This is a genomic window from Clostridium sp. LS, assembly GCF_002760435.1.
Taxonomy (GTDB): Bacteria; Bacillota; Clostridia; order Clostridiales; family Clostridiaceae; genus Clostridium.
Window position 1 is genome coordinate 1 of the sequence record NZ_AUUU01000104.1, and the last position, 22,545, is coordinate 22,545.

At 30.5% G+C, this 22,545-nt stretch carries 22 protein-coding genes; 21 read left to right on the forward strand and 1 reads right to left on the reverse strand.

Annotated elements, in window-relative coordinates:
• Nucleotides 1-367 precede the first annotated feature (367 nt).
• The 17 genes from COL3_RS20735 to COL3_RS20815 all read left to right on the forward strand — a co-directional run bounded on the left by COL3_RS20735 (nucleotide 368) and on the right by COL3_RS20815 (nucleotide 15,825).
• Nucleotides 368-874 carry a DUF177 domain-containing protein gene (locus COL3_RS20735; protein ID WP_008424822.1) on the forward strand — a complete coding sequence of 169 codons (507 nt, stop codon included), beginning with the start codon at nucleotides 368-370 and terminating at the stop codon, nucleotides 872-874.
• A 3-nt stretch (nucleotides 875-877) separates the two neighbouring features.
• Nucleotides 878-1,060: a 50S ribosomal protein L32 gene (gene rpmF / locus COL3_RS20740; RefSeq protein WP_008424820.1), complete on the forward strand. Its 183-nt coding sequence runs from the start codon at nucleotides 878-880 to the stop codon at nucleotides 1,058-1,060.
• A gap of 328 nt (nucleotides 1,061-1,388) precedes the next feature.
• Nucleotides 1,389-2,390 (forward strand): phosphate acyltransferase PlsX, encoded by a 1,002-nt coding sequence (gene plsX / locus COL3_RS20745; protein ID WP_008424818.1) that lies wholly within the window; start codon nucleotides 1,389-1,391, stop codon nucleotides 2,388-2,390.
• 81 nt (nucleotides 2,391-2,471) lie between these two features.
• Complete coding sequence (gene acpP / locus COL3_RS20750) at nucleotides 2,472-2,702, forward strand: acyl carrier protein (RefSeq protein ID WP_008424816.1); 231 nt, start codon at nucleotides 2,472-2,474, stop codon at nucleotides 2,700-2,702.
• 284 nt (nucleotides 2,703-2,986) lie between these two features.
• Nucleotides 2,987-3,685: a ribonuclease III gene (gene rnc / locus COL3_RS20755; RefSeq protein WP_035283566.1), complete on the forward strand. Its 699-nt coding sequence runs from the start codon at nucleotides 2,987-2,989 to the stop codon at nucleotides 3,683-3,685.
• Nucleotides 3,678-4,706 carry a radical SAM protein gene (locus COL3_RS20760; protein ID WP_008424812.1) on the forward strand — a complete coding sequence of 343 codons (1,029 nt, stop codon included), beginning with the start codon at nucleotides 3,678-3,680 and terminating at the stop codon, nucleotides 4,704-4,706. Before rnc ends, COL3_RS20760 begins: the two co-directional genes overlap by 8 nt.
• Before the next feature lie 284 nt (nucleotides 4,707-4,990).
• The gene (gene smc / locus COL3_RS20765; RefSeq protein WP_008424810.1) at nucleotides 4,991-8,548 is read left to right on the forward strand and encodes a chromosome segregation protein SMC; all 3,558 of its coding nucleotides are present in this window, start codon (nucleotides 4,991-4,993) and stop codon (nucleotides 8,546-8,548) included.
• 160 nt (nucleotides 8,549-8,708) lie between these two features.
• The gene (gene ftsY, locus COL3_RS20770; protein ID WP_008424808.1) at nucleotides 8,709-9,617 is read left to right on the forward strand and encodes a signal recognition particle-docking protein FtsY; all 909 of its coding nucleotides are present in this window, start codon (nucleotides 8,709-8,711) and stop codon (nucleotides 9,615-9,617) included.
• Nucleotides 9,618-9,917: 300 nt separating this feature from the next.
• Entirely contained in the window at nucleotides 9,918-10,247 is a 330-nt protein-coding gene (locus COL3_RS20775) for a putative DNA-binding protein (protein WP_008424806.1), read from the forward strand.
• Nucleotides 10,248-10,260: 13 nt separating this feature from the next.
• Nucleotides 10,261-11,613 carry a signal recognition particle protein gene (gene ffh, locus COL3_RS20780; RefSeq protein ID WP_008424804.1) on the forward strand — a complete coding sequence of 451 codons (1,353 nt, stop codon included), beginning with the start codon at nucleotides 10,261-10,263 and terminating at the stop codon, nucleotides 11,611-11,613.
• Between the two features lie 54 nt (nucleotides 11,614-11,667).
• Complete coding sequence (gene rpsP / locus COL3_RS20785) at nucleotides 11,668-11,913, forward strand: 30S ribosomal protein S16 (protein ID WP_008424801.1); 246 nt, start codon at nucleotides 11,668-11,670, stop codon at nucleotides 11,911-11,913.
• 48 nt (nucleotides 11,914-11,961) lie between these two features.
• The gene (locus COL3_RS20790) at nucleotides 11,962-12,189 is read left to right on the forward strand and encodes a KH domain-containing protein (protein WP_008424797.1); all 228 of its coding nucleotides are present in this window, start codon (nucleotides 11,962-11,964) and stop codon (nucleotides 12,187-12,189) included.
• Between the two features lie 223 nt (nucleotides 12,190-12,412).
• The gene (gene rimM, locus COL3_RS20795) at nucleotides 12,413-12,910 is read left to right on the forward strand and encodes a ribosome maturation factor RimM (protein ID WP_008424796.1); all 498 of its coding nucleotides are present in this window, start codon (nucleotides 12,413-12,415) and stop codon (nucleotides 12,908-12,910) included.
• Nucleotides 12,900-13,619, forward strand: coding sequence for a tRNA (guanosine(37)-N1)-methyltransferase TrmD (trmD, locus tag COL3_RS20800; protein ID WP_008424795.1), 720 nt, complete (start codon nucleotides 12,900-12,902; stop codon nucleotides 13,617-13,619). Before rimM ends, trmD begins: the two co-directional genes overlap by 11 nt.
• Nucleotides 13,620-13,748: 129 nt before the next feature.
• On the forward strand, nucleotides 13,749-14,099 hold the full coding sequence (rplS, locus tag COL3_RS20805; protein ID WP_008424792.1) for a 50S ribosomal protein L19: 351 nt from the start codon (nucleotides 13,749-13,751) through the stop codon (nucleotides 14,097-14,099).
• A 63-nt stretch (nucleotides 14,100-14,162) separates the two neighbouring features.
• Nucleotides 14,163-15,026: a ribosome biogenesis GTPase YlqF gene (gene ylqF / locus COL3_RS20810; RefSeq protein WP_008424791.1), complete on the forward strand. Its 864-nt coding sequence runs from the start codon at nucleotides 14,163-14,165 to the stop codon at nucleotides 15,024-15,026.
• Nucleotides 15,013-15,825 carry a ribonuclease HII gene (locus tag COL3_RS20815; protein ID WP_008424790.1) on the forward strand — a complete coding sequence of 271 codons (813 nt, stop codon included), beginning with the start codon at nucleotides 15,013-15,015 and terminating at the stop codon, nucleotides 15,823-15,825. The genes ylqF and COL3_RS20815 overlap by 14 nt, the downstream gene beginning before the upstream one ends.
• Nucleotides 15,826-15,946: 121 nt before the next feature.
• Here the strand turns inward: COL3_RS20815 and COL3_RS20820 are convergent, their stop codons facing one another.
• Complete coding sequence (locus COL3_RS20820) at nucleotides 15,947-16,318, reverse strand: YraN family protein (RefSeq protein WP_008424789.1); 372 nt, start codon at nucleotides 16,316-16,318, stop codon at nucleotides 15,947-15,949.
• 159 nt (nucleotides 16,319-16,477) lie between these two features.
• Between COL3_RS20820 and COL3_RS20825 the strand changes: the two genes are divergently transcribed.
• The 4 genes from COL3_RS20825 (at nucleotide 16,478) to codY (ending at nucleotide 22,192) form a co-directional block, all read left to right on the forward strand.
• Entirely contained in the window at nucleotides 16,478-17,998 is a 1,521-nt protein-coding gene (locus COL3_RS20825; protein WP_008424787.1) for a YifB family Mg chelatase-like AAA ATPase, read from the forward strand.
• Between the two features lie 15 nt (nucleotides 17,999-18,013).
• Nucleotides 18,014-19,069, forward strand: a complete 1,056-nt coding sequence (gene dprA, locus COL3_RS20830) for a DNA-processing protein DprA (protein ID WP_008424785.1) — start codon at nucleotides 18,014-18,016, stop codon at nucleotides 19,067-19,069.
• Between the two features lie 48 nt (nucleotides 19,070-19,117).
• The gene (topA, locus tag COL3_RS20835; RefSeq protein WP_008424783.1) at nucleotides 19,118-21,211 is read left to right on the forward strand and encodes a type I DNA topoisomerase; all 2,094 of its coding nucleotides are present in this window, start codon (nucleotides 19,118-19,120) and stop codon (nucleotides 21,209-21,211) included.
• Between the two features lie 204 nt (nucleotides 21,212-21,415).
• The gene (gene codY, locus COL3_RS20840; protein WP_008424781.1) at nucleotides 21,416-22,192 is read left to right on the forward strand and encodes a GTP-sensing pleiotropic transcriptional regulator CodY; all 777 of its coding nucleotides are present in this window, start codon (nucleotides 21,416-21,418) and stop codon (nucleotides 22,190-22,192) included.
• Nucleotides 22,193-22,545: the final 353 nt, after the last annotated feature.

Here is a 22,545-nt window from a genome sequence, read left to right on the forward strand (position 1 = left end):
TGAATCGCTTACTCAGCGAACGAATGTGAGTCGAGTTTCCTCTATTGGTTGTTCCAATTCAGCTTGTCACGCTGAAAGCGGGAGCATGCTGAATTGGGTGCAACCTTCAGCTTAGAGCCTTCAGTGATATTTTCATAGTTCTTCGGAGCAAAAATATTTATGATTTCGGTAAGCTACCACATAAGTTTGGATATCTGTATATATTTTATATGTCAAAGAAAGTATTTATTATAAATACCTTGACTTTTTACCACTCAATTTATATAATTAGTTGTGTTTGTTTTATAAATATATGTGCTAAGGAGTGAAAAAGGGAAAGTATTGTATAATTTACGATTGGTTAATTATATTGCTACCCTATGGTTTTATGAAAGTACAAATTTTAGATATTATTTCGGGCAAAGATAGAAGCAAAAAAATTGATTATAAGTTTGAGATACCTGCATTTAACTTTGAGGGAGATGTAATTAAACCTATAGGCTCTTGTGAAGTTATTGGAGAGATTTCATCTGATAATGATATATTAATATTAAATGCTGAAATTAAAGCTGACTTAGAAATGATATGTTCAAGATGCTTAGATACCTTTATCTATCCAATAGATATTGATATAGAAGAAAGGTTTACAACTAATAAGAATAGTGAAGATGATGAGGCTATTGTTGTAATGGATGATGAATTAGACATTACAGAGATTGTTGAAAATAGTATAATTTCAACTTTACCTATTCAAAGAGTTTGTAAAGACGACTGTAAGGGGCTTTGTCAAGAATGTGGATGTAATTTAAATAATGATTCATGTTCATGTCAAAAGGAAGACGTAGATATACGTTTCGAAGCCTTAAGAGGTTTGTTTGATAATAAGGAGGTGTAATGAATGGGTTGTCCAGCAAGAAAATCAGGAAAAGCAAAAGTAAAAGCAAGAAGAGCTCAAACTTTTAAAGCTAGTTTACCTGGCATAGTTGAATGTCCACAATGCCACGAAATGAAACTTGCTCATAGAGTATGTAAAAGCTGTGGTTATTATAAAGGTAAGGAAGTTGTTGCTTCTGAAAAATAAGAGAAAGTCTTTAGGACTTTCTTTTGTTATATTTAGGGATATATTATAATATTGTATATTAAAAATTAGTATTGATAAGAGTAAGTTACGATGTGTATAATTATTGTATGATATAGAATAATTAGGATGAATAGTCTAATGTGGGATTGCAAAATACTATATTTACATGTTGATAACTACCTAAAAATAACACCAGCCAAATTTAACTGGTGATGATTTTTATTATAGTAATCCTATAAGGTGTAAATGCAAACCAAAATTCAGAAGGCTGTAAAAATTCTAGTTAAATCAAATACTAAGGTTTATAAGCGTGAGAGGGGGATTGTTGGTGAGAATAGCTATAGATGGTATGGGTGGAGATAATGCACCTGTAGCTGTAGTAGAAGGCGCGATTAACGCTCTAAAAGAGTATGATGATATTGAATTATATATTACTGGACCAGAAGACGTTATAAATTTGGAATTAGCCAAGTATAATTATTCAAAAAGTAAAGTTACTGTTGTAGATGCAAAAGAGGTAATTTCACCAAATGAGCATCCAGTAATGGCATTAAGAAAAAAGAAGGATTCAAGTATAGTTAAGGCAATGAATTTAGTTAAAGAAGGTACTTGTGATGCAATAGTATCTGGTGGAAGTACAGGGGCTTTTTTAGCTGGATGTACTCTAATAGTAGGAAGAATAAAGGGAGTGGAAAGACCTGCTCTTGCGCCTATAATGCCAGGAAGATATGGAAGCTTTATGATAGTAGATGTTGGTGCGAATGTTGATTGCAAGCCAGAGTTTTTAGTGCAATTTGCTAAAATGGGAAAGATATATTATCAAAAGGTTTTTAATGTGAAAGATCCAAGTATAGGGCTTATAAATATTGGGGAAGAAGAAGAAAAAGGAAATGAACTTACTAAGGCTGTATTCAAGCTATTAAAGCAAGAAAACTCTATAAATTTCATAGGAAATATAGAACCAAGGGATATACCTTCTGGTAAAACTAATATTCTAGTTAGTGATGGTTTTGTCGGGAATACTGCTTTAAAAATGTATGAAGGTTCAGCATCGAGCATATTAGGCATAGTAAAGGATGAGATCTTAAAATCATCAATTATATCTAAGTTAGGCATAGTTCTGTTAAAGCCGGTATTAAAAAATATAATGAAAAAGTTTGATTATAAGGAGTATGGAGGAGCACCATTTTTAGGTGTTGATGGTATATGCATTAAGGCACACGGCAGTTCTGATGCAAAAGCCTTTAAGAATTCAATTAAGCAAACTAAGATTTTTTATGAAAATGGTGTATTAAAAGATATGAGAAATGAATTTTCTTTGGAAAATTAATTAAAATATTATTGAAACTAATATTGACGATTTAAACAATATATAATATTATCTAAATGTAGAACTTGGGAGGTGAAACAAATGTTTGAAAAGATCCAAGCAATTATTGCTGATAAATTAAGTATCGATGTAGGAAGCGTTGTTATGGAAGCATCATTTATTGAAGATTTAAATGCGGACTCATTAGATATAGTTGAGCTTATAATGGCTCTAGAAGATGAACTAGACATGGAAATACCAGACGAAGATGTTGAAAACTTTAAAACAGTTGGAGATGTTGTCAATTACGTAAAAGCTCATCACGAAGAATAAAAATATCCCGCATTTTTGCGGGATTTTATATTTTTGTAAAAGTGAAACATTTTTAGATATAATAGTACATTTCAACTAAATTTAGCTGAAAGTATATTATGAATGTATATGGTATACAAAAAGGTATTTGGTTTTAACTAAGCAGTCATTATATTTTAGGCAATAAAGAAATGACTGATAGTGAAGGCATAAGATTAACTAGTTTATTCTTGAATTTGTTATGTTTAGACATTCTAAAAGAATGTATTAGCAAATTGAAGAATAAACTTCAAGGGGTGGAATACATGAATAGATACACACTGAAAGAAATAGAAGAAAACTTAGGAGTTTATTTTAACAATCCTACTTTGCTAAAGACAGCACTTACTCATAGTTCCTTTGGTAACCAATTCAAAGATGCTGAATATAACGAAAGACTTGAGTTTTTAGGGGACTCAGTATTGCAGCTTTGCATAACTGAGCATCTTTTCAATAACTATAAGCATAAGAGTGAAGGTGAGTTAACTAAAATTAGGAGCTTAATAGTTTGTGAAAATTCTCTTTATGAAATAGCAAGAAAGATAAATCTAGGGTCTTATATTAGAATGAGTAAAGGAGAAGAGCTCACAGGCGGCAGGGAAAGAATTTCTATACAAGCGGATGCAGTTGAAGCAGTAATAGCTGCAGTTTATTTGGATAAGGGAATTGGCTTTGTGAGAGATTTTATATTACTGCATTTTGAGGAAGTAATAAAGAAGGCCATAAACAATGAAATAGTTTTAGATTTTAAGACAAAACTTCAGGAGCTTCTTCAAAAAGATGGAGAGGTAGCAATTCAATATGAATTAATAAAGTATGAAGGACCGCCTCATAGAAGAAAGTTTTATACTAACGTAATTATAGATAAAAAGCTAATGGGTGAAGGGTCTGGTTATAGTAAGAAGGAAGCAGAGCAGAATGCTGCTAAGCAAGCTTTAGATATGTTGGAAGGTATACATGAGTAAGAATTATTATATAATACCTATATTTGTCCCACATGAAGGGTGTCCACATAATTGTGTGTTTTGTAACCAAGACCGAATAACAGGGGTTGATGAAGAGGTTACGGCAGCAAGCGTGAGGCATACAATAAATGAGTATTTAAGTACTATACAAAATAATAGTGCAACTATTGAGGTTTCATTTTTTGGTGGCACATTTACTGGTATAAGAGAAGAAAAACAAAAGGAACTTTTGAAGGCAGCTAAAGACTATAAAGAGAAAAAGCTTATAGATAAGATAAGGCTTTCCACAAGACCGGATTACATTAATGATTATATATTATCTTACCTAAAAGAGTATGGGGTCGATATAATAGAACTTGGCGTACAGTCCTTGGATGAAGAAGTATTAAAAAAAGCTGGCAGAGGGCATAGTGTTTATGACGTTATAAAAGCTTCTGAATTGATAAAAGAGTATGGGTTCGTATTAGGGCATCAAATAATGCCGGGGCTTCCAGGAGATACATTTGAAAAGGATATTAATACAGCGAAAGAATCCATTGGAATGAATCCTGATATTTGTAGAATATATCCATCTTTAGTTATAAAAGATACGCCTATGGAAAAGATGTTTGAATCTAAAGAGTATACTCCATATTCACTAGAAGAGGCAGTGGAAATAAGCAAAATTCTATATAATTTATATAAAGAAAATGGAATTAATGTAATTAGAATAGGACTTCAGCCAACAGAGACGATTAATGAAGGCGGAGATATAGTGGCAGGGCCGTTTCATCCGGCATTTAGAGAATTGGTTCAAGGAAGTTTACTAGTAGATCTTGTTTTAGAAAACATGAAGGAAGAAAGGAATGCATTCCTTTATATTAATTCTAAAGATTTAAGTAAGCTTTATGCTAATAAAAAAGTATATTTTAATAAATTAAAAGAAAAGAATAAGATAATAGTAGTAAAACAGGATGATACAATTAAAAGAGGGCATATAAAACTCTGTTTAAGCAATAAAAAATTAGATATAATATATTAGCGAGGGGAGACTCTCGCTTTTAATATGCGAAAGCTAAAATGTATAATCAGGCAATTTATATATTATAAATCAAATTTTTAATTTGTTTATCTACATATTCTATTGGTATTATTGATATTTGATTATGTTTACTATAAACTAAAATATAAGGCAGTAATAAGGAGTGTTTGAAAAATGAGAAAAAAGACTAGAGACAAAATGAAAATTATAATGGCTATTTTCATAATAATAATTTTTATTATGGGATTCATGCCTGTCATACGTTTGTTGTAAGGAGTGGGCACATGTTTTTAAAATCTCTAGAAATAAGAGGGTTTAAATCCTTTGCTGATAAAACAGAATTAAAATTTAAAAAGGGTGTTACAGCTGTCGTAGGACCCAATGGAAGTGGAAAAAGTAACATTTCTGATGCTGTAAGATGGGTACTTGGAGAGCAAAGTATCAAAGTTTTAAGAGGCGGAAAAATGGAAGATGTTATATTTGCAGGAACTCAGTTTAGAAAACCTGTTGGGCTTGCACAAGTTTCATTAACTCTTGATAACAGCGATGAGAAATTAGCAACAGAATATAATGAAGTAACAGTATCCAGGAGAATATTTAGATCAGGAGAATCAGAATATTTAATAAACAATTCGAAATGCAGGCTTAAAGATGTTACTAATCTTTTTATGGATACAGGAATAGGTAAAGAAGGTTATTCTTTAATTGGACAAGGTAAAATTGAAGCTATCTTAAGTGGTAGACCTGAAGATAGAAGGTCACTTCTAGAAGAAGCAGCAGGTATTGTTAAATTTAAGAATAGGAAAGAAGAAGCGGAAAAAAAGTTAAGTAATACTGATGATAATTTAGTTAGAATAAATGATATTTTATCAACTTATAAGGAAAGAATAGAGCCTTTAAGAATTGAAAGAGAAAAAGCATTAGAATTTAATGAATTATCAAAAGACTTAAAGAAAAAAGAAGTATCGATAATAGTCCATACTATTAACAAAATGGAAGAAGAACTAAAGAGTTTCAATGAAGATTTGGATTTGAAAATCAAAGAAATTGAAGATAAGCGAAAAGAAATAGCTGAAGATAAAGTAAAGCTTAAAGAATTAGAAAATAAGATAGAAGAATTAGAGAAAAAGAATTTAGAAGAAAAAGAGCAATATTATAATTTTAAAGAGTTAATAAGTGAAGATGAAAAAAGTATTGAACTTTACAATGAAAGAATTAAAAGTTTTGAAGAAAAGATTAATAGAAATAAATATGAATTAGATGATATAGCTGTAAAAATAGAACAATTAAACCAAAATAAAAGAACCTTAGAGGTTGAATTAGAAAACAGGATAAAAGATCAAAGTATTAAAAATGAAGATATAAAAAAGCTTCAAGAGGATAATTCAAAAAGTGCAGCAGAACTAAAAAAGATTGAAGAAGAGTTGAAATCTTTAAGAGAAGGAGAATTTGAACTTTTAAGAAGTAACTCTGATATAAAAAATGAAATAACTATATTAAATAAAGATATTTCACTTAGAGAAGAAAAAAGGGAAACATTAGTTTCGTCAATCTCATCTCTAGAGAATAATATTGTAATTAATTTAGCAACATATAAAGACTTGAGTAATGATATTGAAAATAAGAAAGATAAGATAAAATCCTTAAATTTTAAAATAATCGAAGATAAGAAAAAGATAGGAATATTATCTGCAAACTTAACCAAAAAGGAAAATGAGCTTAGAGAGCTAAATGGAACTTTAACAAAGCTGGATGCAAATAGAGCTATGTTAGAAAACTTAGAAAAGCATTATGAGGGCTACAATAGGTCTGTAAAGTCCTTAATGGAATCAATACAAAGGGAAAAAATTACAGCTGCAGATGACACTAAAGTTGTAGGTGAAATTTTTAGCGTTGATAAAAAGTTTGAGGTGGCCATAGAAATAGCATTAGGTGCTGCAATTTCTAATGTAATTACTAAAGATGAAGAGATAGCAAAAGTGCTTATTGGATACTTGAAGAAAAACAATTTAGGAAGAGCAACGTTTTTGCCTTTAAACATAATAAGAGGTAAAAGGTTAGAATTAGATAAAAATATTACTGGAGCTAAAGGGTATATTGGTATTGCAAGTGATGTGATTTCCTATGATGAAGAGTATAACAATATAATGAATTATATTCTAGGGCGAACAATAATTTGCAGCGATATGGATTCTGCACTTAATATAGCACGTATAGGAAAATATAGTTATAAAATTGTTACATTAGATGGGGAAGTAGTAAATCCAGGAGGTGCCTTAACTGGAGGTAGCATAAAAGGTAAGAATTCTAATGTTCTGGGTAGAAAAAGGGAAATCGAGGAGTTAGTACAAAATATAAGTGAAAAGAAAGAACATTATGATGAGTTAACTAAAACAGTACAAGCTCTTAAAGAAGAAATTAAAAATTTAGATGAAGAAATTTTAAATCAAAGAGATGCGGTTCACGAAAAGAATATTGAGTTGACTAAGAAAGAAAGTGAACTAAAAGGATTACAAAGTGATACTGATACCTTGAAGCGAAATTTAGAAATAACTAAAGAAGAATTAAAAAGAACAATAAGTGAAAAAGAATTAATTCAAGAAAAGCTTAATGTTAAAGAAGCCGAGATTAAATCCTTAGAAAATGAAAATACTTCTAATAAGAGTAGGAGTATGGAGTTGGAGAACTTAATAGGAATAAAAGTTCAAGAAGTAAACGATAGTGATACTAAGCTTACAGAAATGAAAATAAGTAAGGCAACTTTAGATGAAGCTATTGAAAATAAAAAGAGTGAATTTTTAAGAATGGAAAAGGAAATTCAAGACTTAAAAGTTAAGAATGAACTATTGAATAAGGAAAATATCGAAAATAAGAGCAACATAGAGAGTTTAAATTTAGATATAAAAGTTAAACATAAGAATATAGAAGATAATGCGATTATAATTAACAAACTGGAATTAAATTTTAAAGATGAAGAAATACTAAAAGAAAAATTAAAACAAGAATTTAAAGAGCGAGATAATATTATAAGTGCAATCTTAGATGAAGTCAGTATAAAAGAAATGGAAATTAATAAAAAAGAAGTAATAAAAGCAAAAAAAGAAGCTGATAAGGAGCATACTTATAAGAAACTTAACGAAGAATTAGAATTAACATATGCAGAAGCATTGGATATATGCGAACCAGTAATTGATGAAGAAGCGTTAAAACAGGAAATTGCTACTACAAAGAGTAAGATCACAAGACTTGGAGTAGTAAATTTAGCAGCTATTGAAGAATATGAGGAAATAAAAGAAAAATATGAATTTATGTCTACACAGGCCGAAGATTTGGAAAATGCTAAAAAAGAATTGATTGCAGTTATTGAAGAGATGACTACAGAAATGAAAGTAGTATTCAAGGAAAATTTTAAAATATTAAATTATAATTTCAATGAAACCTTTAAAGATTTATTTAAAGGTGGAAGTGCAGAACTTATTTTAGGTGAAGGTGATGAGCTGACAGCTAACGTAGATATAAATGTAGAGCCGCCAGGTAAGAAACTTCAAAATATTAATTTAATGTCAGGTGGAGAAAAAGTTTTATCTGCTATTGCGTTACTTTTTGCAATACTAAAAATGAAACCTACACCATTTTGTATATTAGATGAAATAGAGGCGGCGCTAGATGATGCTAATGTGTATAGGTATGCAGAATTTTTAAAAATGTTTTCTCAAAACACTCAGTTTATAATTATTACTCACAGAAAAGGAACTATGGAAGTTAGTGATATTATATATGGAGTAACTATGGAGGAAAAAGGAGTTTCCAAGGTAGTATCTGTAGACTTGTCTGATAGCTAGCATCCGTAACACTCCCACCTTAAGTGGGAGCTGACAGCTGCACGCTCCTAGACGAGGTACCCCTTGAGGGTATTAGTTCAACTAAGATTCAGACGGGGATGAAACCCCGTCTGAATCAAGTTTCACTTGATCAGAAAATTTTAATTAGGAGGAAATGAATTTGTTTGGAAATTTATTTAATAAGTTAAAAGAAGGATTAACGAAGACTAGGGATGGATTAACTGATAAAATTAATGAAGCATTAAATTTAGCTATTACAATTGATGAGGACTTATATGAAGAATTAGAGGAAATACTTATTACATCTGATGTAGGAATGGATACTACAGTAGATATTATTGAAAGATTAAGAAATAAAATTCGTAAGGAAAAAATAAATGATCCTCAAGAAGTTAAACCAGCATTAAAGGAAGTAATAAAAGATATACTGCTTGAAGGAGCTTATGAAGATAATGAAGAAGGTAAAAAAGTAATGCTTGTAATAGGGGTTAATGGTGTTGGTAAAACTACTTCTATAGGAAAGCTTGCAGCTAAAAATAAGGAAAGTGGAAAAAAAGTATTGCTAGCTGCTGCTGATACATTTAGAGCAGCGGCTATAGATCAACTCGAAGTTTGGAGTTCTAGAGCCGGAGTAGATATAGTGAAACATCAAGAGGGATCAGATCCTGCAGCAGTAGTATTTGATGCAATAGAGGCTTCGAAAGCTAGAAATGTTGATTTGTTGATATGTGATACTGCTGGAAGGCTTCATAATAAAAAGAATCTAATGAATGAGCTTGAAAAGATTAATAGAATAATAGATCGAGAATTAGAAGGATTCAAAAAAGAAACATTACTTGTATTAGATGCAACTACAGGACAAAATGCTGTTATTCAAGCAAAACAATTTATGGAGGCTTGCCCTATAGATGGAATAATATTAACCAAGTTAGATGGAACAGCAAAAGGCGGAGTGGTATTATCTATAAAGCAAAGTTTAAATATTCCTGTTAGATATATAGGAGTAGGAGAAGGTATAGAGGATCTTCAGGAATTTGATGCAGAAGGATTTGCAGAAGCGCTAATTTAATTCAGTTTACAGTTAACAATTAATGTCCTTTAGGGTACCCTGTGGGCAGTTAACACTTGAAGGATGAAAAGCCATAGGCTTTTCTAAAAAATGTTTTTAGAAATCCCTTTTGGGATTTCGTCTCTAATTTATCACTTATAACTTATAATTAATCTTTTCTTTGGTGCGTTAAAGCAATTTATTTAAGGAAAGAATATGAATTCTGGTAGTGGGAAAAAATTTTTTATGGTGTTAAGTAAAAATACTTGACACGTATAAATAATCCTGTTAAAATCTCTTTTGTGGGTAAGGTGATTAAAAATGGAAGATAGAGTTGAAATTTCATTGCTTATGGATTTTTACGGTTCATTATTAACAGAAAAACAAGTAGAAATTATGCAGTGGTATTATGATGATGATTTATCTTTAGCTGAAATAGCTGAAATTAATAAAACAAGTCGCCAAGCTATTCACGATTTGATTAAAAGATGTTATAAACAGCTTCTATCCTACGAAAGTAAGCTTCACTTGCTTGAAAAGAGTATTAGTAGGGAAAAAGAAATTATGAATTTTTTAGAACACTTAAAGAATAAATATTCCATAGATGATGAGGATATTATAAAATATAAAGAAAAGCTAGAAAATTTGTAAGGAGGATATAACCATGGCTTTTGAAGGATTAGGCGAAAAATTACAGGAAACTTTCAGAAAATTAAAAGGTAAAGGAAAGTTAAATGAAAAAGATATAAAAGAAGCCATGAGAGAAGTAAAGCTTGCCTTGTTAGAAGCAGATGTTAACTATAAGGTTGTTAAACAATTTATTTCTTCTGTTAGTTCCAAGTGTGTGGGAAGTGAAGTTCTTGAAAGCTTAACACCTGGACAACAAGTAATAAAAATAGTTAATGAAGAACTTACTAATCTTATGGGTGGAAGTGAAAGTAAAATTAACTACAGCAGTTCGGGACTTACAATTATAATGTTAGTCGGATTGCAAGGGGCAGGTAAAACTACAATGTGTGGTAAACTTGCGCTGAACCTTAGAAAAGATAATAAAAAACCATTGCTTGTAGCATGTGATATATATAGACCAGCGGCTATAAAACAATTAGAAGTCGTAGGGAAGCAAATTGAGATTCCAGTATTTTCGATGGGGGATAAGGTAAATCCAGTTGAAATTGCGAAAAATGGAATAGCTCATGCAAAAGATAATGGGAATAATGTAGTTATTATTGATACTGCAGGTAGACTTCATATTGATGAAGAATTAATGCATGAATTAAAAGATATAAAAGAAAATGTAAAACCATCAGAAATATTATTAGTAGTTGATGCAATGACAGGTCAAGATGCTGTTAATGTTGCAGAAAGCTTTAATAACGATTTAGATTTAAATGGAGTTATTTTAACAAAATTAGATGGTGATACCAGAGGTGGAGCTGCTCTTTCAATAAAAAGCATAATTAATAAACCAATTAAATATGCTGGTGTTGGAGAAAAAATGAATGATTTTGAAGTGTTCCATCCTGACAGAATGGCATCAAGAATCTTGGGAATGGGTGATGTTTTATCACTTATAGAAAAAGCTCAAGAAGCAATTGATGAAAAGGAAGCTGCTGATTTAGGTAAGCGAATGTTAAATCAAGAATTTAACTTTGAAGATTATCTAATGGCAATGGAGCAAATGAAGAAACTTGGACCGTTAAATAAAATTATGGAGATGATACCTGGTTTAAATACAAAGGAACTTCAAGGTTTTGACTTTGATAAAAGTAGTGAAGCCCTTGATAGAACTAAGGCGATTATTCAATCTATGACAAGTAAAGAAAGAAGAAATCCAAACCTTATACTAAAGTCTCCATCAAGAAAAACCAGAATAGCTAAGGGCTCAGGTACAAATATTCAAGAGGTTAATAAACTCATGAAAGGCTATGAAATGATGAAAAAGAACATGAAACAAATGAAATCATTACAGAAGCAAGCAAAGAAAGGCGGACTATTTGGAAAATTACCTTTCTAGCACATTCAATAGAGTTGATATATATAATTATCCTTTAAAGGAGGTGAAATTAAAATGGCAGTAAAAATCAGATTAAGAAGAATGGGTGCTAAGAAAGCTCCTTTCTATAGAATAATAGTTGCAGATTCAAGAGCACCAAGAGATGGTAAGTTCATCGATGAAATTGGATACTATAATCCATTAACTGAACCAGTTGAAGTTAAAATCAACGAAGAAAAAGCTAATGAATGGTTATCTAATGGAGCACAACCAACAGAAGTAGTTAAGAGACTTTTCAATAATGCAGGTCTTACTAAGTAATTTTTGGAGGTGAATTCTGCAATTAGTACATACTAATTGTGGACGTTTATGAAGGAATTAGTTGAATTTATGGCTAAATCCCTTGTTGATAACCCTGATGCAGTTACTGTTAATGAAGTAAATGGAGAACAATCCATAATACTGGAATTAAAAGTTGCACCAGAAGATATGGGGAAGATTATAGGTAAGCAAGGAAGAATTGCAAAGGCTATAAGAACAGTTATAAAAGCTGCAGCAGTTAAACAAAATAAACGAGTTATAGTAGAAATCATCTAAAAATTTAGAGTTAGGGTAACCTAGCTCTTTTTAGTATATGAATAATGAATGATTAAGGTGGAGAGCTCCAAAGAGAAAGTCTCAGTAACCAAATGCAAGATTTGGACTGTCACTTTTTCTTTGGAATCTCTATAATAGATTTAATAAATTCCGTAGGAATTTCAACTTTAATTAGTCATTATTCATCATTAATCATTAATTAACTTGAATAGAGGTGAAGAGAGTGGGAAAGTTATTTAAAATTGGGCAGATTATAAATACTCATGGAATTAAAGGTGAAGTTAAAGTTTATCCTCTAACTGAAGATTTGAATAAATTTAAGCGTCTAAAAACTGTTTTAGTAGATGGAGTAGAAAAAAATATAATGGGAGTCAAGTTTCAAAAGGATAGAGTTATACTAAAATTAGAAGGTGTAGACTCTATGAATGATGCTGAGACTTACAAGCAAAGATATATTGAAATACCACGTGAGAATGAACCTGAGCTTCCACCAGATACTTATTATGTTACTGATTTAAAAGAGTGCACAGTATACGATACCAATGAAAAGGAGCTTGGAAAGGTCTTTGATGTTATAAGTACTCCTAATAATGATGTGTATTGGATTAAAGAACCTAAAGAATTATTGATACCAGTTCTAAGAGACATAGTTCTTAGTATAGATATAGATTTAAAAAAAATCGTTGTTAGACCAGTAGGTGAATGGCAAGATGAAGATTAGTATATTAACATTGTTCCCGGAAATGTTCTCGATTTTTGAACATAGTATTATAGGGAGAGCAAAGGACAATAAAATAATCGACTTAAATTTATTAAATATTAGAGATTATACATTAAATAAACATAAGAAAGTTGATGATTACCCTTATGGCGGTGGAGCTGGAATGGTAATGGCTGTGCAACCTATTGTTGATGCTATAAAGTGCGCCAAGGAAAACAATAAAGGTAAAGTTATCTTTCTAGGGCCTAGAGGAAAGACTTTTAATCAAGAAATCGCAAAAGAACTTTCTAAAGAGGAGAGTCTTATATTTTTATGTGGACACTATGAAGGTATAGATGAGCGGGTTTACAAGCATATAGATATGGAAATTTCTCTTGGGGACTTTGTTTTGACTGGAGGAGAAATGGCTGCAATTCCGGTTATTGACTGCGTATTAAGGTTAATTCCAGGAGTGCTTGGGAAAGAAGAGAGTTTTATGGAAGAATCTTTTTACAACGGACTGCTAGAGTATCCGCAATATACTAGGCCGGAAGAATTTGAAGGTGATAAGGTTCCAGAAATATTATTATCAGGACACCATGAAAATATAAGAAAATGGAGAAGGCTTAAATCTTTAGAAGTAACTAAAAGGATAAGGCCGGATTTGTATAAAAACATTACATTAACTAAAGAAGATATTAAGCTGTTAAAGAATAACAAAGAATTATAAAATTATAAATAATTTTTGTTGAAATATAAAAAGTTATGTGATAATATTAAATTTGTGCTAGTACGGGCGTTCCTCTGTCAATGTATATATGTTAAGAACGTCAAATTATCTATAAGGAGGGAATGCACAATGAACGAAATAATTAGAGCTATAGAAGCTGAACAAATCAGAACTGACTTACCTAACTTTGCTATCGGAGATACTATAAAGGTATATGTTAAGATCCAAGAAGGTAACAAAGAAAGAATTCAAATGTTCGAAGGTACTGTTATCAAGAAACAAAATGGTGGTTTAAGAGAAACTTTCACTGTAAGAAGAGTTGCTTATGGAACTGGAGTTGAAAGAACATTCCCAATGAATGCACCAATCATCGACAAAATTGAAATCTCAAGAAAAGGTAAAGTTAGAAGAGCTAAACTTTACTACTTAAGAGATAGAGTTGGTAAGGCTGCTAAAGTTAAAGAATTATTAACTAGATAGTATTTAAAAAGGGGACTGTTTAAGTCCTTTTTTTATATTTAAATATAAGAAGGAGGAATTCATATGGCAATTAATTGGTTTCCAGGACATATGAAAAAAACTCAAAGGGAAATTAAAGAAAATCTAAAATTAGTGGATGCTGTAATTGAAATACGAGATGCTAGAATACCAAGAAGTTCTGCAAATCCAGATATCGAAAAATTATTAGAAGGAAAACCAAGAATTATACTTTTAAATAAAAGTGATTTAACTGATAGTAAAGTTACGAAAGAATGGATTAATTATTTAACTGAGGATGATGTTAAAGTATTAGAAGTTAATTGCTTAAAAGGTGATGGTCTTAAAAACATAAAGCCTACGTTATTAACCCTATTAAAGGAAAAGCATGATAGATTAAAAGCAAAAGGTATGGTTAATATAACAATGAGAGTAATGGTGGTTGGAATACCTAATGTAGGAAAATCAACATTTATAAATAAAATGGCGAGAAATAATATAGCTAAAACAGGTGATAGACCAGGTGTTACAAAGAGCAAACAATGGATAAAGACAGGAATTGGAATTGAAATGTTAGATACTCCAGGGGTATTATGGCCTAAATTTGAAGATGATGAAACAGCTTTAAATTTAGCTTTTACAGGAGCTATAAAAGATGAAATAATGGATATAGAAGAATTAGCCCTAAAGCTTGTTGAAAGATTGCAGAATAGTTATGAAGAGAAATTAAAAGAAAGATATAAGTTAACTGAGGTTTTTGAAAATCCATTAGATACATTAGATGCTATAGGTAAGAAGAGAGGAACATTAATTTCTGGAGGTCAAATTGACTATAACAGAATTGCTGTTATTCTGCTTGATGAATTTAGAGGGGGAAAAATGGGCAATATTACATTAGAACGCCCAGTTGAAGAAGATGATACAATTTAATGAGGATATAGGAGCTTTATCATTTGCAGAAATAAAAGAAGAGATACATAAGCTTTCAATTATTGATTCCTATAAAAATGGAGAACATATAAAAATCTTAAATTGGTTAAGTAAAGATAAAAGAAAAAATGTATTATCATTAAAAAATAGAGTTGAAAAAGAATTGGATTCGTATTTAAATGAAGTTAAAAGAGTTAAAGCAATGTATGACTTTGATAAATCCTTTGGAAATTATAGATATGTGGCAGGTGTAGATGAAGTTGGAAGAGGGCCTCTTGCTGGACCGATAGTTGCGTGTAGTGTTATTTTAGATTTAAATGTCTTGGATAAGGATTTGATTTTATATATAAATGATTCAAAAAAGGTGAAAGAATCTAAGAGAGAGGAATTAGCTGAAATAATAAAAGAAAAGGCGTTAAGTTATCATATATCAGTTTCTTCAAATGAAGAAATAGATGAAAAAGGGATAGCCTTTGCTAATAATAAGGTGTTTTTAGAAAGCTGTAATTTACTTAGTATAAAGCCCGATTTAGTCTTGTCTGATGGATACTTAGTTAAGAATATTAAGATTGAAAATAAGTCGGTTATAAAAGGAGATACTAAGAGTGCAAGCATTGCAGCAGCATCAATTGTAGCAAAAGTATATAGGGATAATCTTATGAAAGAATACGCTAAAGAATATCCTTATTATGACTTTGAAAATAACGTTGGATATGGTACCTCAAAACATATTGAAGGCCTAAAAACTTATGGGAAATGCAGCATTCATAGAAATAGTTTCTTGACTAAATTATTATGATTATTTTGTATTTTTATTTGAAATTTTAAGGTGAAATTTTATATAAGAAAATTATATTTTTAACTATAAGAATAATAGAGATAAATATTATTCTTATAGTTTTTTTTGTTTTTAAAATTATTTAATATAATCTAAAAGCATCTGTAATATGTTCTATTTTTATAAGTGAGTTATCTTTATTTAAATAAATTTCTATGACGTCAAATCTTATATTAAAGTTAAATAACCTTTTATAGGATATATAGGAATTAGTTACTTTGATTATAGATTTTTGTTTTGAAAGGCTGACTGATTCTTTTGGTAATCCATAATCATAGTTATACCTACCTTTAACTTCTACAATAATCAACAAATTGTTGCAAGTGCATACAATGTCGATTTCGCCCAAACAATTTCTAAAGTTACAATCAAGTATATTATATTTATTAATTTTTAAATAATCTTTTGCTAAAATCTCGCAATAATTACCTATATCTTTATTTAATTTTTTCATTAAGCTGCTCCATTCTAAAAAAAATCTTGTCGGAAGGTAAAGATTTTTCTTACTTAATTTATTACTTTGAATTATTAACAATTAAAAAATAACTTAAACAAATAATTTTTTTAGGATTAATATTTAAATGTGTGTCTATAATTTGAATGGGTGATTTATATGGCAGTAAAAATTATAAGTGCAACGCACAATGGTTTAGAAGGATTTTTAATAAAAGTTGAAGTTGATATATCCAAGGGCTTACCTGTGTTTAACATAGTAGGCTTACCAGATGTATCGGTAAAAGAAGCAAAAGAAAGGGTAAGAGCTGCAATTATAAATTGTGGATTTGAGTTCCCTTTGGGTAGAATTACCATTAATTTAGCACCAGCAGATGTAAAAAAAATAGGTTCACTTTTAGATTTACCTATTGCATTAGGCATTCTTATGGAATCAAACCAGATATGTAAAAGAGATATGGAAAGCTATATGGTTTTTGGCGAGTTATCATTATTTGGTGAACTTAAAGGCATAAAAGGAACTATACCAATTATTATTGAGGGAGCTAGGAAAAATATCAGCAAATATATTTTCCCTTATGAAAATCTTGAGGAAAGTTACTATTTTAAAGGTGTTGAATATTATCCGTTCAAAAATCTAAAAGAAGTGATTTCGTATATAACCTACGAGGATATGCTTCCGTATACAGAAAATAATAATATACAGAATGATAAAATCTATAATTCGTTAGACTATGGAGATATTATAGGTCAATATTCTTCTAAGAGAGCATTAGAAATAGCCGCAGCTGGAAATCACAATATCATTCTTTATGGGGAACCAGGCTGTGGGAAAACAATGCTCGCAAAAGCATTAATATCAATTTTACCATCTTTGTCTCAGGAGGAATTAATTGAAATTGCAAAAATATATAGTGCATGTGGTCTTATAACTAATACGTCATGTTTTAGCAGACCCTTTAGGGCGCCACATCATACAGCTACGAAACTAACATTAATAGGCGGTGGAAAAGAAATAAAACCTGGGGAAATAACTCTTGCGCATAATGGAGTATTATTTTTAGATGAGATTCTAGAATTTAAAAAAGAAGTACTGGAGTCGTTAAGAGAGCCTCTTGAAGAAAAATATGTAAATATCAATCGACTTAGTGGAAGTTACCAAATGCCGGCAGACTTTTTATTAATAGGTGCATTTAATCCTGTCGATAGCAATGAAGAAAAAGATTTAATTAATGATAAATATTATTTTAATAATAGAATTAAAAAATATACAAAAAAATTCTCAAGTGCATTATTAGATCGAATTGATATCTTAAATTATGTTCCAAGGCTAAATTATGATGAAATAAAACATGAAAAAGATAAATATGATTCAAAGGCAATGAAAGAAAATGTCCTTAGAGCTAGAGAAATTCAGAAAGAAAGACTTAAAAATACTTCATACAAATATAATTCAGATATAAGAGGGAAGGATATTTTTGAAATGTGCAAAATTAGTAGAAAATGTGCAGAAATTCTTAAGCATTACTATAATACATCAAATGTATCATTAAGAGGATATGGTAAAGTGTTAAAATTAGCAAGAACAATAGCTGATATAGAAAACAAAGAGGAAATTTCAGAAGGCCATATTTTAGAAGCCTTCAGTTATAGAAAAAATATTAATGGAGAAATTATATAAAAGGGAGATCTATTTATGAACTATGATTTATGGTTAATACTTTTGAATGTAACTAATTTTCAAAAAATAAAGTTAATAAATAAATATAAAACTGCAGAAAATGTATATAATAATTTTGAGGAAATTTTGAAAGAAAATAAAATGATATCTAAAAAATTAAAAAATTTTCAAAAGGAATCTTTGTACCATGAAGTTTTAAATTTAGAAAAGACATTAGCAAGAAGAAATATAGGTTATATAACATACGCTAATCCTTTATATAGAGAGAAATTGAGTGGAATTTTAGAAACACCATTTTTTCTGTTTTATATAGGAAATATAGACGTTATAAATAATAAATCTATTGGAGTGGTGGGGGCAAGAAAATGCTCAAATTATGGACTAACTGTAACAAAACTCTTGACAAAGGAGCTTATTACTAATAATATAACGCTTATAAGCGGAGGTGCAAGAGGTATAGATTCTGTTGCACATAAAACTGCTTTAGAGAACGGAGGATATAACATATCAGTATTAGGTTGTGGTATAGATATTGCGTATCCAGCAGAAAATAAAGCTTTGTTTTCCAAAATAGCAGAAAAAGGCGTAGTGATTTCTGAATTTTTACTTGGTACAGCTCCTCTAAGAGAAAATTTTCCTAAAAGAAATAGGATAATTAGTGGGCTTAGTGATGGAATAATAGTAATAGAAGCTTCTGAAAAAAGTGGATCATTAATTACAGCAAGACTTGCTCAAAAACAACAAAAAAGCGTAATTGTTGTTCCAGGCTCAATATTGTACTGTGGAGCAAGCGGCTCTAATAAATTAATTAGAGATGGTGCCAGCATCTGTACAGATGTAGAAGACTTAAGAGTTTTGCTTAGTTTAGAACGTATTAATATTAAACCTATGAACTTTACACCTGAGAAAAGTGAAATATTAGAATTAATAACAGATTCGCCAATTCACATAGATGATATTTTTAAGAATACGTCTGTTGATAGAGGGGCTCTTTATGCACTATTATTTGAGATGCAAATAAAGAGTGAAATAATTTGTTTACCAGGGAATTACTATGTGAAAACAATCTAAAAATGTGTAGGGGGTGAATACTTCATAAATTTTTATGAAGTTTGTGCTATGGGTCAAAAACTTGTAATTGTTGAATCGCCGGCAAAAGCTAAAACAATCGGCAAATATCTTGGGAAAAATTATATTGTAGAAGCATCAATGGGGCATGTAAGAGATTTACCTAAGAGTACATTAGGTGTTGACATAGAAAATAATTATACTCCGAAGTATATAACCATCAGGGGAAAGGGAGAATTAATAGATAAGTTAAGAAAAGCCGCAAAAAAGGCTGAAAAAATCTATTTAGCTACGGACCCTGATAGAGAAGGAGAAGCTATTTCGTGGCATTTGGCTAATATTTTAAAAATTTCAGAAGATGAAACCTGTAGAATTGTCTTTAATGAGGTTACTAAAACTGCTGTAAAGGCATCTATAAAAGAAGCAAGGAAAATAGATTTTGATTTAGTTGATGCACAACAAGCAAGAAGAGTGTTAGACAGACTTGTTGGATATGAAATAAGTCCAATTTTATGGAGAAATGTAAAATGGGGACTAAGTGCAGGAAGAGTTCAATCAGCGGCTTTGAAATTAATCTGTGATAGGGAAAAAGAAATAAACGAGTTTATCCCTAAAGAGTATTGGTCTATAGACTGCGTATTAAAGAAAGAGAAAAAGAAATTTCCTGTAAGGCTTTCAACTTATAAAGGTAAGAAAATTGAAGTTGAAAATGAAGAAACTTCAAATAATATAATTGAACAATTAAATGATGGGCAGTTTATTGTGAAAGCAATAAAAAAGGGAAAGAAGAATAGAAATCCCCTTCCGCCTTTTACAACAAGCACACTTCAACAAGATGCAAATAGAAAATTAAACTTTATGACTAAAAGAACTATGTCTATTGCTCAAGGACTTTACGAAGGTGTTGAAATTAAAGGACATGGAACTATAGGTCTAATAACCTATATGAGAACAGATTCAGTAAGAATTTCTCAAGAGGCTCAAGAAAGAGCTAAAGAGTTTATTGAAAGCACTTACGGAAAAGAGTATTTACCAAGCGCTCCTAGAATATATAAAGGTAAAAAGAATATTCAAGATGCCCATGAGGCAATAAGGCCTACTTATGTGGAAATTACTCCAGAAGTAGCAAAGGAAAATTTAACAGCTGAGCAATATAAATTATATTCGCTAATATGGAATAGATTTATAGCTAGTCAAATGGCATCGTGTGAACTGAACACAAATTCAATAGACATTATAAATGGTGAATATAAATTTAAGGCATCAGGATCAGTAATTGCTTTTGATGGTTTTATGAAAATATATGAGTATTCCAACGAAGATGATGAAAATTCAGTATTATTACCTGAATTAGAAGAGAATGAAGAACTTAATGTAGACTCTCTTCAAGGAACTCAACATTTTACCCAACCAGCACCTAGATATACAGAGGCATCTTTTGTTAAATTATTAGAAGAAAAAGGCATAGGAAGGCCAAGTACTTATGTACCCACAATTTCAACTTTGCTTAGCCGAAATTATGTTGTGAGAGAGAAGAAAAATTTAATTCCAACTGAACTTGGTGAAATAGTAAATAATATAGTAAGTGAGTATTTTAAGCAAATAGTTGATATTGACTTTACTGCAGACATGGAGAGAAAACTTGATAATGTTGAAGAAGGAACTGAGAACTGGACTCAAATAGTTGAGGAATTTTTCACTCCACTAAAGGTTGCGATAGAAAAAGCTGAAAAAGAAATATCAAAAGTTGTAATTGAGGATAAAGTCAGTGATGTAAAATGTGAGAAATGTGGTCGCATGATGGTTATCAAAAGGGGAAGGTATGGAGAATTCTTGGCATGTCCTGGATATCCGGAATGCAAAAATGCTAAACCTATAGTTGAGGAATTGGATGTACCTTGTCCAGAATGTGGTAAGGCTATTGTTGCAAAGAAGAGCAAAAAAGGGAAAAAATTCTTTGGGTGTGTAGGTTATCCAGAGTGTAAGTTTGTCAGCTGGCATGAACCTGTAAAAGAAAAGTGTCCTAATTGTAATTCATACATGGTATTAAAATATTCAAAATCAAAAGGCAACTATATTCAATGTTCTAATAGTGAATGTAATTACAAAGAAGAACTGAAAAAAGATGCCAAAGAAGAGGAATAAACATTAAAATTTTGAAATAGTATAAATAATGTTAACATTATTTGTCGAATTGGAATAAAAGAGTGTTGAAAAGCAGAATTTTATATGATACACTAGTCTTAATAGCAACTTGTAGAAAAATTCAATAAATTATGAATTTTCTAATAATTATATTTTCATTTAACTAATAAATGTTGTTATGCGGTTGCCAAGGAGGATAATAATATGTCATCATTATTAAGCAAAACTAGAATGTTAAATAAAATTCTGCAGAAGTCTGGTACAGAACCTGTAGCATTTCAAGATATATGTACATTATTAAGTGAGGTTCTTGATTGTAATGTCTACATAATCAGTAAAAAAGGGAAAGTGCTTGGTTATACTTTTGGTAAAGATTTTGAATGTGACGCTATGAAAAAGAAGGTAATAGAGGATAAGAAATTCCCTGAAGATTATAATAAGTCGTTATTAGATGTTAACGATACTCTAGCAAATCTTCCCAATGAAGGAAGATGTGTGTTTCAAGAAATTGGTAGATGCAAGAAGGTAGATAAGCTATCAACAATAGTTCCGATTATTGGAAGCAGAGAAAGACTTGGAACATTAATATTGGCAAGGTTTGGCTATTCATTTACTGATGAGGACTTAGTATTAGTAGAATATAGTGCAACTATTGTCGGTATGGAAATGCTTAGAGCTATGCAAGATGAAATTGCAGAAGAGGCAAGGAAAAAGGCAGTAGTACAACTTGCTATAGGAACACTTTCATATTCAGAATTAGAAGCAGTTGAGCATATATTTGATGAGTTAAATGGAAATGAAGGATTGCTAGTAGCTTCAAAGATAGCAGATAAAGTAGGAATAACTAGAAGTGTTATAGTAAATGCATTAAGAAAATTTGAAAGCGCTGGTGTAATTGAATCTAGATCCCTTGGTATGAAAGGTACTTATATTCGAATACTAAATGAAAAATTAATAGAAGAATTAAAAAAGATTAAATAATAAAAATAGCTATTGGGTAAATTACTCTATAGCTATTTTTATTTATAACTAAGGATATATACAATATTTAAAGAGGGAAAAGTTAGTGAGGTTTAGATGAGGGAAGATGACTGATGAAAAATGAATAATGAATAATTAAGGGGGAAGCTCCAAGGAGAAAGTTCGAGGAACGAAATATAAAATTTCGATTCTCACTTTTTGGACATTCACTTTTCGATTCTCACTTTTTACTCCGTAATTTCTTAAAGATTTTATCTTTGAAAAGCCGAAGGCTTTTCTACCTTAATCATTATTATTAATTATTCACTAATTAACAACTGTCAATTGAAACGTGCGCAGTAACTTTGTTCTTA